The following is a 14,107-nucleotide window of genomic DNA, read 5'->3' as shown; positions in this document are numbered from 1 at the left end:
CAAAGATGTGAAGCGAATAGGGTTCAGCCTTGCTGGCCGAGGATGCGGGGGATCTGCTGCGCCTGATGGTGAATATGGGAGGAGACCTGCACCGAGAGCTGACTCACCTGACGGGCATGCTGATGGATACGGGTGATCAGACCGGCAAAACTGGCCAGCTTGTGTTCCTGACTTTTGGCATTGTCGGCGCCTTGCAGGGCGATCACTGCGGTGTTGCGGGCGATCTCCCTCACCGCCTGGGTAGTCTGGCGCAGTTGTTCCGCCTGTGCCCGCTGGCGGCTTGATTCGCTGGTGATTCGGTTCAATACAGTGCCAAGTTGTTCGCCGGATTGGGTCAGGCGCCCCAGAATATCGGTGATCTGGTTGAGGGATTGCTGGGTATTGGCCGAGAGGTGGCGTACTTCATCGGCGACCACCGCAAAGCCCCGTCCCTGTTCCCCTGCGCGGGCCGCTTCGATGGCAGCGTTGAGGGCCAGCAAGTTGGTCTGCTGAGCGATATGACCGATCACATCGACAATGGCCGTCACATCGGCAACCGAGCGGGTGAGGGCTTGCAGCGCCTCATCGCTCTCGTCAATCGCCAGTCCGGTCTGATGAGTAGCGTGCAGCATGCTGCCCACCAGATCTTCACTCTGGCTCATCGCCTGTTCGTTATGGTGGGCATGCTGGGCGATGTCGGCAGCGACCTGATGGACCTCTCCGGCCAGCTGGTTCAGCTCATCCATCATCTGGCCGCTCTCGTCGACCACCTGTTCGGTGGTGCGGGTGCTGTGATGGATCTCGTCAACCTGGCTGACCATTCCTTGCAGGCTGAGGGATACCGCTGACAGCTGCCCCTCTTTCTGTTGTTGGTCCAGTTGCAGACGACCGATCAGCCGATTGTAGCTGGCAACAATATCGGCCAGCTCGTTGCGATCGCGCCCGGCAGGCAACGGCTCGGCCTGCCCCGTCTGATCGAGTTGCATAAAAGCTCCGCGCAGTCGCAACAAGGGGATGAGCAGCCAACGTCGTTGCACCAGCGCAAACAGCAGGGCGACTATCACCAGACAGAGCGCTAGCGTGCCGAGGATGGTGGCCAGCTCCTGATTGACGGCTTGCCGTTCGCGGGCAAGTTGTTCCCCCATCTGTCTGGTCGCTTGCAACATGGCCATGATGTCTTGCTGCACGGTCTGGCGGCCAGCCTGTTGCTGTTGTAGCGCCGTGCGGCTGTTGGCCAGCTCCTGCGGATAGCGGCCCAGCAGTGAGCGTAATTCGCTGCGCGGTTGATCTCCCAGCTCCTTGCGTACCGGCTCCCCCAGCGTGAACTCATCGGCGGGAGCCTCTTCATACAGGCCGAGCAGCGGCAAGGCTTGCAGCGCTTGGGCCTGTTTTTGCAGCGCCTCCAGCTCGAAGCGGATCCCTTCGAGCAACTTCTCATTGCCCTGCTCCATATAGCTTTGGCGCAAATGGGCGAGGCGCGGCAGGCCCGCCAGGATTTCGGCCGCACCGCGGCGATATTGCTGTGCCGCGGCAGATTGTTCCGTGCTGGCGCCTTGCTCCCCATAGCGGATCAGCGCCATGGCCTGGCTGCCCAGCTCACTCTCCGCATTTTGCAGCAGCAGTTGGCTGTTGCCCGAGAGCTTGCCTGCGGCCTGATAGTCGTGTGCGATGCGCTGCGCCATCAGTTCGAGTTGCTGTCTGAGCGGGGCCGCCACGGCATCATCCTGAGCGGCCAGCGAGGAGAGCGCTTGCTGGCGGATCTTTTCCGCCGCGGTCAGTTGTTGCGGATCGCCGCTGTTGAGGTAGTCACGCAGGCTGTTTTGCAGTGTCACTGTCACCAGTTGTTGCAGCGTCTCGTGCTGATGCTGGGCCTGATTGGTACGGGCAAGCTGCTGCCAGCCGTGGTAGAGGGCCAGCGCCTGTCCTCCCGCGACCAGTAACAAAACAAGGGAGGAGAGGGTGGCGTAATGGGTGATTTTCACGGGGTAATTCCTGTCAGCACAGACCATGGGGGAGCGTGGCCCGAGCCTAAACAGGGATGATGGCGTTTTTATGACAGCATGGTCAGGTGGCCCTATTTTACCGACTTAACTGGCTGGGGATGCCAGTGCTCTGTTGCGTTGGCCCAGCATACCGAGCAGGGCGCCTCCCATGATAAGTGCACCTGCCAGCAGATGGCGCGAGGTCAGCTCTTCTCCGTTCAATGCCACTAACAGCAAAGTACTCAGCAGAGGGGTCAGGTAGGCAAGGGCACCGATCCGGCGTGGATCGCCGTCTCGCAGTGCCAGATACCAGGTCACAAAGGCCGCCCCCATGGGGCCCAGCGCCAGCCCGATGATCAGCCACCAGTCACTGGTGGGGATCTGCGCGAGCGGCAGGGGGCCCTCCAGCAGACGGGCAAGCAGCAGCGCCAGCAAACCTGCGGGCAGGCAGGCTGCCGCAGTGACCACGGCAGGGGCTGGCGGCAGACGGCGTGATAATACCGAGTAGGCTCCCCAGACGACAGCTGCACCAAGCGCCAACAGGTATCCCGGCAGATAGGCCTGCTGCAGTTGCAGCTCGCCATTGACCATCACCAGCATGGAACCCGCCAGACCAAAGGCGCCAGCCAGCAGATGACGGGCATGGAGTGGATGGCCGGGCAACAACAGCGGGGTGAACAGAATGATGCAGAGCGGCCAGAGGTAGTTGATGAGGTTGGCCTCCAGCACCGGGGCATGGCGAAAGCTCATAAAGAGCAGCAGATGGTAGAGCAGCAATGCCGTAACCGTCACCAGCCAGGTAATAGGGCGAGCACGCCACTGGCGCCAGAACGGCAAGGCCCCGACCCCGCAGAAAAACAGCACCAGCCCGACCAGCACCAGCGGTGACACGCTGGTGACCCGTGACGTCAGCGCCGCCAGCGAGGCCCACAGCACAATGGTCAGTAGTGCAAAACCGGTGGATCTATCCCACCAGGAACATCCGGACATCCAACACTCCTTTGCAAGATGAAACAGGGCTTGGCCTCAAAGACAAGCCAAATAGAAGCAGTCTATCAGAGAGATCGCATGCTCTGAACGCAGAAAGGAGAGGGTCATTACGGTTGGATGGTCGGATTCATTGTCGCCAAAGACGACCAAGGGGTTGGCACCATGATGATGCCAACCCCTTGTTTTGTATGGCGCTCCCGACTGGAGTCGAACCAGTGGCCTGTCCCTTAGGAGGGGACCGCTCTATCCTGCTGAGCTACGGGAGCTGTGTGGCGGGCATTATACAAGAAGCAACTCCCTTTTAAACCCTTGATTCTTATTCCAATACTGCCAAATCCCCGTTCTGGATGTTAAACGGCGAATATTTGTTCTGGCTGCTGATGATGGCGCCATCGTCGAACACCTGCACCACTTCGAAGAGTCCGTCGGCCGGGTTGCGCATCATGCGCGATTTGCCGTAGGGGTCGATGAAGTCGGCGTTGTGCTGGATGCGGAACTGATCGCCGAGTTTGACGCCGTTGCGCCGCCCCAGATTGATGTAGGGGCCACGTTCGTTCTGGCCTACCACCCGGGCGGTGACCGGGGCGCAGGTGAGCTGGGCTACCAGATCCTGAGCCGCCTGTTGCAACTGGTAGTTGACCTCCTGGCCATAACTTGACTGCCAGAACTGGCCGCTGCTGCTGCCCACTTGCTCCCGCTTGCCAAAGGTCCAGGTGGCGCGCCCTTCGTAGACCTTGCGGTTGATCAGGCTGCCATTGATACCGTCAAACAGGTAGAGCTGCATGCGAAAGTTGCGTACGGGATCCTCATACCAGCTGGTCAGCTGGTTGCCTTGCGGCTCTATGGAGAGATCGTCGATGCTGCCGAGCACCAGATACTGGCTGTCGGTACGCAGGCTGAGGGCCTTGATCTCCTCGAGGGCGCTGCGATCTCCCTGTTGCAGATGGAGCGGATCGATGCGCAGGTTTTCATCCAGCCACTGGCGCACCGCGACCCCTTGCGGCGCGTTGGCGAGAGTCTCGAACAGTCGTCGCGAGAGGTTTTCCGGCATGTCGTCCATGGCGCCGTAGCTGGCTTGGTCCGGATAGCGCATCCGCAGCCTCACCAGTGTCAAATCCTTGGCGAAGTGCTGGGTCTGGCAGATCTGGCGCTCGGCCTGAATGTCGGCGACCAGCGTGATATACATGCGGCCGTTGCGCACCTCTTCCCGCTTGAGCCGATACTGGCGAATGTCGCCGCCGGAGCGGATCTGGATCTGCTCGGAGCGAAGGCTGCCATTTTCCAGACGCTGGACGCTGGAAACGGCCGCGCCGCTGGCCAGCAGCGCCTGACGCAGGGCGTCGCGGGTCGCCTGCTCGCGGGCATAGACCTCATCGCCCCCCAGAATGGCGGCGCTGCCCTGCGCTTCGATAAGCTCGGCGCGGGCGCTCAGGCTGGCCAGCAGCAGGGTCAACAGCAGCGGTAATTTCATAGCAGATACCTTGAGTTGGCGGGCAGCCGAGCCATTTTGAGGAAATGGCATCTGCTGGCCGACATGGATCACAACACGTTCCAAGTGGCAGCGCACATTGGCGCTGACGATGTCCATTAAAAAGCAAGAATCATGCCTCATTCCCGGCTCAAGCTTTGTCCGGCGCGTCCGATAATAAGTCAGGTGCAGATACAGGAAAGGTATCCATGAACAAACTCATCACGGCGTTGGCGCTTGCCCTGGCATTGACCGGGTGCGGCTCCGACCCTATCAATCGGGATCAGGGTGACCCCCGCCAGGCGGCGCAGGGGATGGAGCTCAACTGGCTGGTGGCGCGTATGACCGACCAGCTGATGGAGCGCAAATCGCTGACCACCTTGACCGAACCCATCGCGGTGGCCTCTTTCGTCGATCTCGATACCCTGCAGGATACCAACTGGATGGGGCAGCAGATTGAGGAGAGCTTTATCTACGAGCTCAACCGCCGCGGCGAGGTGGTGGTGGACTTCAAGCTGACCGGCAGTATCAAGGTGACGCCGCAGGGGGACTTCGTGCTGAGCCGCAACTACAAGGAGCTCTCTTCCCGTTTGCCGATCTCCCGCATTCTGGTCGGCACCTTCAGCCGCAACAGCAAGGGAATTCTGGTCAATGCCCGCGTTATCGACATGCGCACCAAGATGGTGGAGACCACTGCCCAGAGCCTGATCCCGCAAAAATATCTGTTCGGTGCCAACAATTCGTTTGGTCGGGCATCGATCAATCGCGGTTATCTGATGCGTGACAGTCAGGCCCGGCCGGGCGGTCATCTGGTCAACCTGACCCCGTGAGGAGCGAGTCATGAAGATCCTGTTTGGTTGCCTGTTGGCACTCTTGCTCACCGGTTGCAGCTACAACCGGGTGGTGGATTACACCCAGGGTGGCAAGCCCGATGATTTTCCGGTGCTCAAGGCGGTGGGCTATGCGGTGATCGACATCCAGCCTGGCCCCTCCCAGTCGGAGAAGATGCTGCAAGCCATTCGCGCTTCCAAGATGGATGCTTATCGCGAGCTGGCAGAGCAGCTCAATGGTCAGCAGGTGCGCGGTCAGAGCAGCTACCGCGACTTGACCCAGACCTCCAACTCGCTGGATGTGTCGGTCGCTGGTATGGTGCGTGGTGCCCGGGTGGTAGCCTCTTATCCGCGCGGCAATACCTATGCCACCGAGATGGAGCTCGATACCCGTGCCCTCTACAACATCAACCAGCTGATGGCCGGTCAGTTCTGAGTTGATTGCCTGACCTGAAAACAGGCATCAAAACAAAAGGCGAGCAGGGTGCTCGCCTTTTGTCGTTGTGGGCTGGTTAGTTCCCCATCAGCACCGGCGGCACTGCGGTGGGTTTCACATCCTCACTCGGGTAGCAACCAAGCACCTTGATATAGCGGGTGATCTTGGTCAGCTCCACCAGTGCGGCCTGCATCGCCGGTGTCTGCAGGTTGGCGGAGACATCGAGGTAGAACATCTCTTCCCACGGGTTGCCCTGCACCGGACGGGACTCCAGCTTGGTCATGTTGATCTCGTGGCTGCGCAGTACCAGCAGCGCCTCGACCAGCGAACCCGGCTTCTGGGAGGTGGACATGATGAGAGTGGTCTTGGCCGGGATCTGCGGCGCCACGTCGATGGGCTTGCGCGCCACCACGATGAAGCGGCTGTAGTTCTCTTTCTGGTTGGCGAGCTGCTCGGCCAGCACGTCCAAGCCATACAGTTCGCCACCGGCGGCGCTGCCGATGGCGGCGGCCTCCGGGCTGGCCAGTTCTTTCACCTTCATCATGGCACTGGAGGAGGAATCGCAGATCTCGTGACGCGCCCCTTCCAGCTTGCTCAGATAGTGGGAGCACTGCTGGAACACCTGCGGGTGGGCATAGAAGGTCTTGATGCGACTCAGCTCGGTCGGCACGGCGGTGAGAATGCAGTGCTCGATGGGGTAGGTGAGCTCGCCGACGATGGAGAGGCTGGTGTGCTGCATCACGTCATAGACTTCGTTGATGGAGCCCGAGCTGGTGTTTTCGATGGGCAGCACGCCAAAGGCGGCGCGACCCGACTCCACCGCATCCAGTACTTCACGGAAGTTCTGGCAGTTCACCTCGATCACCTGATCCTTGTAGCGCGCCAGATATTTGCGGGCGGCGAGGCTGGAGTAGGAACCGCGCGGCCCCAGATAGGCGACGCTGGTCATCGGCTCCTGTTGCTCCGGGTTGAGCAGGCTCTGCAGATAGGCCTGCTGGGAGAGCACAGAGTCTTCGATGATGGTGTGATAGATGCGAGTGATGTACTGGGCATCCAACCCAAGCACGCGCCCTTTCTGGATCAGGGCAACCAGCAGCTCCTGCTCCCGCTGGTGGTCACGAATGGGGCGCGGGTTGGCTTGCTTGGCACGGGCGACCTCGATGCTGAGGGTCTTGCGTTTCGCCAGCAGGGCAAGCAGCTCCTGATCCAACCGGGTGATGTCTTGTCTGATCTCGTCGAGCGTTGCCATGATTGTTCCCTATCCAAGTAATCGATTGATATTAATGCAAAAAAAAGCCTCCGCTAGGGGAGGCTCGATTCGTCTTTGCTTTCTGTTCACACGACGACAGGCCTTCCCTCAAGCGGGCCGGATAAACGAGAAAGCAAAGAAGAATGGTGCGTGCATAGGTGTGTCCTTGAAGTAACGTCATAACCATTAAGGGATTTGCCGGTCTGATGCAAGTAAAACTTGCCCGCGGGCGGGGATGGGGGCAGGGTATCCGGTTAAGAAAATGGCGTATGAGCGATGTTCTATTAACTCTGTTTTGATGACTGAAACCCAGTGGGGGAGGTAAAGACGATGGCGATTATTTTCGATCTGGGACGGGTGGTGGTGAGCTGGGATCCGGTAGGCATAGTGCGTTCCGTGCGTGGCCCGCAAGGGGCCGAACAGTTGGCCGAGCAGCTCTTTAACCATCCGGACTGGCTGGAGGTGGACAGAGGCACCATGTCGCTCCACACCATGGCCCGGGAAGCGCAAGCGCGCACCGGCCTCTCGGCGGCACAGAATCTGGCCATTTTACAGGCAGTTCCCGCCTCCCTGCAGCCAGATCCCGCTATGCTAACCCTGATAGCCGAGCTGCACGGGGCGGGGCACACCCTGTATGCCCTCTCCAACATGGGTCATGCCAGCATCGACTGGTTGGAACAGCATCAGGATTTCTGGCGCTTCTTTAGCGGCAAGGTGGTGTCGGCGCGGGTGCGGATGATGAAGCCGGAGCCGGATATCTACCGCTATCTGCTGGTGTCGTTCGATCTGAAACCGGCAGAGTGTCTCTTCATCGATGACAGTCCCGCCAACATCGCGGCCGCCGAGGCCCTCGGTATCAGGGGGATCGTCTTTACCGACGCGGCGAGTTGCCGCCAGCAACTGGGTGAGCTGGGCTGTTTGCCCGCCACCGGCAGGGGATGATGCCCCTCTAGGAGCACTATGGAGCATGGCCGGTTTCGCAATTGGCTCAGTCACTATCCCGAGGCGACCCTGATCATCGCCTGCAAGGATGGCAGCGGTTATCAGCTCTGTGTTGAGGCAGAAGGGGAGTGCCTCTGCCTGACCGACAGCGAGGGAGGGCGCCTGACTTTCACCTCGCTGGATCAGGCGCAGGGTTTCTTGCGAGCCCATCGGGTTCACCAAGCAAGATTACGAATTTATGACGCCCAAAATGAAGATTTAGCAGCAGAATCACAGGAAATAATCATCAAGTTTTAATTTTAACCAGACTCTTTAAGGGTCTATTCAGTTTGTTTGCCGCACAATACTGCACCTGTTCATCATCCGGAGCTGTTTAATGGGTGCCAATGTAGTTGTACTGAATCAGGGATATGATCACTCTTTTCAAGCCAGGGAACAGCTGCTGATTGAGCGACTGGCAAGTTTTGACGAGCTGGTTGTCTCTTTTTCGGGACGGTTGGAATCCTGCTACAGCATCGAGCTGTGCCGCGCTGCCGGTGTGAAAATCCATGCAATTACCCTCGATAATCCGACCCGCAGCCGCAGTGAAGTGGCCCGAGCCCGCCGTTATTGCCAGCGTTATGGCATCGATCACTGGGTCATCAAGAGTGACGAGATCGTCTTTTGCGATCGCCTGCCAAATATTGAAGGGCTGATCGACCCGGTTCGCCGCATTGGTGAGTATGTGCAGACTCGTTCTGAGTGGGCTCATCTGCCGTTGCTGGTTCCGGCAGCGGTGGAGGAGCGTGATGATTATCTTGCCCAGTTCGGGTCTCTGCCTGCCAACTCAATCTGGTTTTTTGCCGACAACGGATTGATGCGCCGCGATTATCGTTACGGCTTCAACAAGCGTCAGCTCGGTCGCTGGGGAAAGGGGAGCAACGGTTGCCTTAGCAATCGCTTCACCAATCCACGGCAGCTTGAGCAGCGTTATTTGCGAATGGTGGATCAGGCCGAGCAGATGCTGGCCGACATGGGGCTGGACGAGGCACAGGTCTTTTTCCATACCCTGTGTGACTGCTCCACCACCCTAGCCCGGGTGCGTCTGCCAGAACATCAGCGTGCGCAGGCATTTGATATGCAATCGGATATTTTGTCTGCCCTCAAGGGGAGTAAGTTCGATCTGGTGACCCTGGATATGGCACAGAAAGAGCGGCACGATCTCGCCATCTAGCCTGCGGGCAAGCGATGCGGGTGCCAGAACGTGAGTGCCGTCATAGGCAAGGGGCGACGGGACTGTTTATACTGTCGCCCTTTCACCCGTTACCGAGCTTCGCCCAATGAAACCCTTCTCCCGTCTGCTGATTGCCCTGTGCCTCTCCCCCGTATTGGCGCAGGCTGCCCCTCTTTCTCAGGTGACGTTGCCCGATGGTCGGCAGGTTCAGCTCAACGACGACTTCACCTGGGAGTATCTGGTGGTCAAACCGGCTGAGTCCGTACAGGGCGTGGCTGCTGATGGGAAGGCTGGGGCCGTGGTGGCCGTCGCTGCTCCGGTGCTGACCGATCAGGCCAAGGCCAATCCGGAACTGCTTGCCCAGATGGCGCGTGACGGTGTGGTGGTCAAGCTGGACAAGATCGAGGGATCTGACCCGCTGGTGCTGACCTTTATGGTGAGCAATACCGGCACCCGCAATGTAGTCGGGGTGCGTGGCATGGTGACCCTGTTCAGTGCTGACGGGGTGCAGCTGAGCCGTCAGGAGGCCCGCTTCTGGGTTGCCGAGAATCGCCTGCCGGAGACCTATCTGCGCAAGGGGCAAGCCCGTCCGTCACTGGCACTCGAGATCCCCCGTCCTGCCGGATTGACCGGTCAGCCGCTGGTGCGGGTCGAAATTGACGAGGTGGTCTTCCGCTAATTTGGCGTTGTTCCGGCCCATGCACACCGCTTGGGCCGGCAACATGTTGCCGCTGACACCCTCTGCAATATCTGCTTACATCTGACATGGTTCTGCAACAGCTTGCAGCTCGGCAAGCCGAGCACCTGACCGCACAATGACTCCATACCAGCTCGCTAGCAACGGGCCCAATCACATGGAGTTATCATCATGAAAAAAGCAACAGTCTCTCTTCTGGTTCTGGCCGGGTTTGCCTCTACTTCCGTCATGGCGCAGGATGCCTTTAGCTACGCCAAGGGTTCCGCCACCTGGGCGCACACCAAATCCGACTATCTGAACAACAACCCGCTGTTCCCACGTGATGCCAGCAATCAGGGCACTCGCGATTTTGGCGGTGTGACGCTGGATCTCTCCAAATCGTTCTCCAACAACTTCTACGGTCGTCTGCTCTCCGAGGGCACCTCTGCCCAGCACGGCAATGACAGCATGGGTATCGGCAGCCTGGGTATCGGTGTTTTCACCCCGCTTAGCACCGGCTTGAACCTCTACGGTGAAACCGGTCTGATGGGTTACACCATGGAGCGCGAGCAGGCGTATGACGTCAAGGGCTGGGATCTGGTGAGCCGCAAGAGCAGTGGCAGCATGTACGGTGAAGTGGGCCTGCGCTACGACATCGGCAATGTCGAGCTCTCCACTGCTTACCGCTACGCCAACATGACCGACGATATGCACGACTTCAAGGTGGGCGGTGCCTACAAGCTCAACCAGAACTGGGCGCTGACTGCCGATTACACCTATCGCAACTGGGATCTGCAAAAAGGTTCCATCTCCAGCCTGGGTGTGAAGTACAGCTTCTAATCCTCCTTCCAGTAGTCCGTAGTGTCTTGATTTTTACCCATGGCGTTCGCCATGGGTTTTTTCGTTTTCCAGTGATCTCTTTTTTCTCCTTGTGTCGTATCAGTCGGCAATAGTTATACAACTTTCATTTTTTTGTATAACTGCTATAACTGAATCAATGCTTATACAAGGAGCGCCATCATGTACAAGATTAAAGTCGGTATCAGTGCCTGCCTGCTGGGACAAGAGGTACGTTTCGATGGGGGCCACAAGCGCTCCAGCTTCTGCGAACGGGATCTTGGCGCTCACTTTGACTATCACCCCGTCTGTCCCGAGATGGCCATTGGTCTCGGGGCGCCTCGCGCCGCCATCCGGCTGGTCAAGCGCAACGGCGAGATCCGCGCTGAGGCGAGCAACGGTAGCTTCGATGTCACCGAAAAGCTGATTGCCTTCAGCGAGCAGAAAGCGCGCCAGCTCGACTTTATCTCCGGTTATATCCTCTGTGCCAAATCACCCAGCTGCGGTATGGAGCGGGTCAAGGTCTATGGCGCCAACAACGAGGGGAGCGCCAAGGAGGGGATCGGTCTGTTTGCCAAGGCGTTGATGGAGGCCAATCCCCTGCTGCCGGTAGAGGAAGATGGCCGCCTGTGCGACCCCATCCTGCGGGAGAACTTCGTGCTGCGGGTCTTCGCCTACCATGACTGGCAGCAACTCTGCGCCCGCGGCATCACCGCCTCTGCGCTGATCCGCTTCCACTCACGCTACAAGTATCTGGTGCTCTCCCATGCCACCACCCACTACCGGGCGCTCGGCAAGCTGCTCGGCAATCTGGGCAAGTCCACCAATTTGCAGGAGGTGGCCGACAACTACATCAAGGGATTGATGACGGCGCTGACCCTGCGAGCCAACCGCCGCAGTCACACCAATGTGCTGATGCACCTGCAGGGTTACTTCAAGCGGGTGCTGACCCCGGCCCAGAAGCAGGAGCTTGCCGATACCATCGACAAGTACCGCACCGGCATCTTCCCCTTGCTGGTGCCGCTCACCCTGATCCGTCACTACCTGCGCGAGTACCCCAATCCCTACCTCGCCGAGCAGGTTTATCTCAATCCGCACCCCGATACGCTCAAATTGCGTTACGGGCTCTGAACCCGCTCTGTTGCCCCGGTGCATTATTTGCACCGGGCGCTTTACACCTCTGTTTGATGGACGTTGTATGTCTGATTTATCGCAAGAAGTTGCTCATCTCGCTGATGAGGGGATCTACCCCATTCGCGAGGTCTCCCGCCTCACCGGTGTCAACGCCGTGACCCTGCGCGCCTGGCAGCGCCGCTATGGTCTGGTGCAACCGGCCCGCACCGAAAAGGGCCACCGCCTCTACAGCGAGCAGGATATTCGCCAGATCGGCGAGATCCTGAGCTGGCTGGAGCGGGGGGTGAGCATCGGGCAGGTGAAGGGGCTCTTGAGCGAACCCCATTCCGAGCCAGTGAGCGATCATTGGCAGCAGACCCTGGAGCAGTTCAGTCAGGCGTTACTCGCCTTCAACCAGCGCAAGGCGGAGGCTGAGCTCAACGATCTGCTGGCGAGCTACCCGTTCGAGCTGGTACGCAGCCGGATACTGCAACCGCTGGTGGAGCGGCTGCTGGGGTTGTGGCGTGAACGGCCCGATGGCGAGTTGCTGCAACAGGTGTGGCTGGGCTGGCTCCATACCCGCTTCGCCCGCCACCTGATCGAGCAGGAGAAGGGCGTGTCGATCACGCTGGCGAGCTGGGGACAGGTCGGCCCCCTCGATCTGGTCTGGGCCGCCTACGAGCTGATCGGCCTGGGCTATGAGGTGCAACTGCTGGGGGCGGTCGAGCCGCGGCATGCCAGCCTGCTGGAGGGGCGTGCCGTTACCCCCTGGCTGGTGCTGCTGGGGACCGGTCTTGGCAAACAGGAACTGGCCGCCGGGTGGCCTGCAGGCACACGCCTGTTTGGCGAACTGGGGCGCCTCTACGACGATGAGTGGCTTAAAGCCCATGGCTGGCAGGCGAGCCTTGCCGAGCTGATGGCGGATGCCCCAGATGCTGCTGGCACCAGCGGACGCGGGAGGAAAAAATCATGAAGCTGGTCTGGTTTCGCAATGATCTGCGCCTTGCCGACAACCCCGCGCTGCGGCATGCCTGCGCCGGTGATGGACCGGTCGCCGCGCTCTTTATCATCTCTCCTGCCCAGTGGCGGCAGCACAAAATGGCCCCCATCCGTCAGCGCTTTATGTTGGCGCAGGTAGATGAATTGGGGCACGAGCTGGCGGCCCTCGGCATTCCGCTCCATCTGCTGCGAGTGGAGACCTTTGCCGAGGCGCCCGCTGCGTTGGCAGACCTCTGCCGCGAGCAGGGGGTGACCCAGCTCTATGCCAATCAGGCTATCGAGATCGACGAGCAGCGCCGCGATCACGCCGTCAGCGCCGCGCTGGCTGAGCAGGCGGTGAGCTGTCACTGGCTCAACGGCTGTTGCGTATTGCCGCCGGGGAAGGTGCTGACCGGCTCGGGTGAGATGTTCAAGGTGTTCACCCCCTTCAGCCGCGCCTGGCTCAAGGCCCTCGACGAAGAGGGTTTTGTCATTCATCGCGCACCTGCGCGCCGTGGTGAGCCCTTGCCGTGGCAGCCGCTGGCCGAGCGGGAGTGGGTTGATGAAGCGCTCGGCGAGCTGACGGCTGATCCACGCTGGCCGGTGGGGGAGGCAGAAGCTCTGCGCCGTTTGAACATTTTTCTGGAACAGGCAGTGCTCGACTATGGCGAGACCCGTGATTTTCCTGCCATCGCGGGCACGTCCGTGCTCTCCCCCTATCTGGCGGCGGGCATCATCAGTCCTCGTCAGTGTGTGGCGGCGCTTCAGCAGCGGCTTGGCTATCGGCCCCAGTCCAAGGCCCAGCCCGGCTTTGTCTGGCTCAATGAGCTGGTCTGGCGCGAGTTCTATCGCCACCTGCTGGTGCTGATCCCGACCCTCTCCATGAATCACCCCTTCAAACCCGAGACGGCAGCCTTGCCGTGGAGCTGGGACCCGGATGCCTTCGCCGCCTGGAGCGAGGGGCGCACCGGCTACCCCATCGTCGATGCGGCGATGCGCTGTCTCAACACCACCGGCTGGATGCACAACCGGCTGCGGATGATAGTGGCGAGTTTTCTCACCAAGGATCTCCATATCCACTGGCGGCTCGGGGAGGATTACTTCATGAGTAGGCTCATCGACGGAGATCTGGCGGCCAACAACGGCGGCTGGCAGTGGGCGGCGGGTACCGGCGCCGATGCGGCGCCCTATTTTCGGGTATTCAACCCCACCACTCAGGGGCAACGATTTGATCCACAAGGGGAGTTTATCCGTACCTGGGTAACTGAACTTGCCGATATTCCCGCCGCTTATGTGCATCAGCCCCACGACTGGCTGCGACTCAAGGGGCGACAGGATTATCCGGCACCTATGGTGGATCACGCCGTTGCCCGGGTGAGAGCCATCGAGATGTTTCGCTCTCTGGAGAAATAGG

The 14,107-nt window shown here is 59.9% G+C and carries 14 protein-coding genes, 1 tRNA gene and 1 other annotated feature; of the genes, 10 read left to right on the top strand and 5 right to left on the bottom strand.

Annotated elements, in window-relative coordinates:
* Positions 1-23 precede the first annotated feature (23 nt).
* The 4 genes from ACB035_RS06955 to ACB035_RS06940 form a co-directional block, all read right to left on the bottom strand.
* Entirely contained in the window at positions 24-1,961 is a 1,938-nt protein-coding gene (locus ACB035_RS06955; RefSeq protein ID WP_371166959.1) for a methyl-accepting chemotaxis protein, read from the bottom strand.
* A 105-nt stretch (positions 1,962-2,066) separates the two neighbouring features.
* Positions 2,067-2,951: a DMT family transporter gene (locus ACB035_RS06950; protein WP_371166958.1), complete on the bottom strand. Its 885-nt coding sequence runs from the start codon at positions 2,949-2,951 to the stop codon at positions 2,067-2,069.
* A 189-nt stretch (positions 2,952-3,140) separates the two neighbouring features.
* A tRNA-Arg gene (locus tag ACB035_RS06945) sits at positions 3,141-3,217 on the bottom strand.
* Between the two features lie 50 nt (positions 3,218-3,267).
* Positions 3,268-4,422 carry a flagellar assembly protein FlgT gene (locus ACB035_RS06940; protein ID WP_103251879.1) on the bottom strand — a complete coding sequence of 385 codons (1,155 nt, stop codon included), beginning with the start codon at positions 4,420-4,422 and terminating at the stop codon, positions 3,268-3,270.
* Positions 4,423-4,628: 206 nt separating this feature from the next.
* Between ACB035_RS06940 and ACB035_RS06935 the strand changes: the two genes are divergently transcribed.
* Positions 4,629-5,249: a FlgO family outer membrane protein gene (locus ACB035_RS06935; RefSeq protein ID WP_005338718.1), complete on the top strand. Its 621-nt coding sequence runs from the start codon at positions 4,629-4,631 to the stop codon at positions 5,247-5,249.
* A 10-nt stretch (positions 5,250-5,259) separates the two neighbouring features.
* The gene (locus tag ACB035_RS06930; protein ID WP_101316234.1) at positions 5,260-5,685 is read left to right on the top strand and encodes an LPP20 family lipoprotein; all 426 of its coding nucleotides are present in this window, start codon (positions 5,260-5,262) and stop codon (positions 5,683-5,685) included.
* A gap of 76 nt (positions 5,686-5,761) precedes the next feature.
* Here ACB035_RS06930 and pheA read toward each other — a convergent pair whose 3' ends face one another.
* The gene (gene pheA, locus ACB035_RS06925; RefSeq protein ID WP_108541122.1) at positions 5,762-6,934 is read right to left on the bottom strand and encodes a prephenate dehydratase; all 1,173 of its coding nucleotides are present in this window, start codon (positions 6,932-6,934) and stop codon (positions 5,762-5,764) included.
* A 38-nt stretch (positions 6,935-6,972) separates the two neighbouring features.
* Positions 6,973-7,094 (bottom strand) — a sequence feature (Phe leader region).
* Positions 7,095-7,264: 170 nt separating this feature from the next.
* Here pheA and ACB035_RS06920 point away from each other — a divergent pair.
* From ACB035_RS06920 to phrB, 8 genes are all read left to right on the top strand, one after another.
* Positions 7,265-7,876, top strand: a complete 612-nt coding sequence (locus tag ACB035_RS06920; protein ID WP_257690580.1) for an HAD family phosphatase — start codon at positions 7,265-7,267, stop codon at positions 7,874-7,876.
* 18 nt (positions 7,877-7,894) lie between these two features.
* Positions 7,895-8,173 carry a DUF6482 family protein gene (locus ACB035_RS06915; RefSeq protein WP_005338699.1) on the top strand — a complete coding sequence of 93 codons (279 nt, stop codon included), beginning with the start codon at positions 7,895-7,897 and terminating at the stop codon, positions 8,171-8,173.
* Positions 8,174-8,252: 79 nt separating this feature from the next.
* Positions 8,253-9,089 (top strand): hypothetical protein, encoded by an 837-nt coding sequence (locus ACB035_RS06910; protein ID WP_042054408.1) that lies wholly within the window; start codon positions 8,253-8,255, stop codon positions 9,087-9,089.
* Between the two features lie 106 nt (positions 9,090-9,195).
* Positions 9,196-9,768 carry a DUF3157 family protein gene (locus ACB035_RS06905; protein WP_058057847.1) on the top strand — a complete coding sequence of 191 codons (573 nt, stop codon included), beginning with the start codon at positions 9,196-9,198 and terminating at the stop codon, positions 9,766-9,768.
* A gap of 189 nt (positions 9,769-9,957) precedes the next feature.
* Positions 9,958-10,605 carry a hypothetical protein gene (locus ACB035_RS06900; protein ID WP_042054410.1) on the top strand — a complete coding sequence of 216 codons (648 nt, stop codon included), beginning with the start codon at positions 9,958-9,960 and terminating at the stop codon, positions 10,603-10,605.
* 180 nt (positions 10,606-10,785) lie between these two features.
* Positions 10,786-11,733 (top strand): DUF523 and DUF1722 domain-containing protein, encoded by a 948-nt coding sequence (locus ACB035_RS06895; RefSeq protein WP_005343644.1) that lies wholly within the window; start codon positions 10,786-10,788, stop codon positions 11,731-11,733.
* 67 nt (positions 11,734-11,800) lie between these two features.
* Positions 11,801-12,688, top strand: coding sequence for a MerR family transcriptional regulator (locus tag ACB035_RS06890; RefSeq protein WP_371166957.1), 888 nt, complete (start codon positions 11,801-11,803; stop codon positions 12,686-12,688).
* Positions 12,685-14,106: a deoxyribodipyrimidine photo-lyase gene (gene phrB, locus ACB035_RS06885; protein WP_371166956.1), complete on the top strand. Its 1,422-nt coding sequence runs from the start codon at positions 12,685-12,687 to the stop codon at positions 14,104-14,106. Before ACB035_RS06890 ends, phrB begins: the two co-directional genes overlap by 4 nt.
* Position 14,107: the final 1 nt, after the last annotated feature.

The organism is Aeromonas sp. S12(2024) (genome assembly GCF_041402305.1).
Taxonomy (GTDB): Bacteria; Pseudomonadota; Gammaproteobacteria; order Enterobacterales; family Aeromonadaceae; genus Aeromonas; species Aeromonas veronii.
The sequence above is the reverse complement of the archived record's forward strand: the minus strand, read 5'-3'. Positions and strand labels throughout refer to the sequence as shown.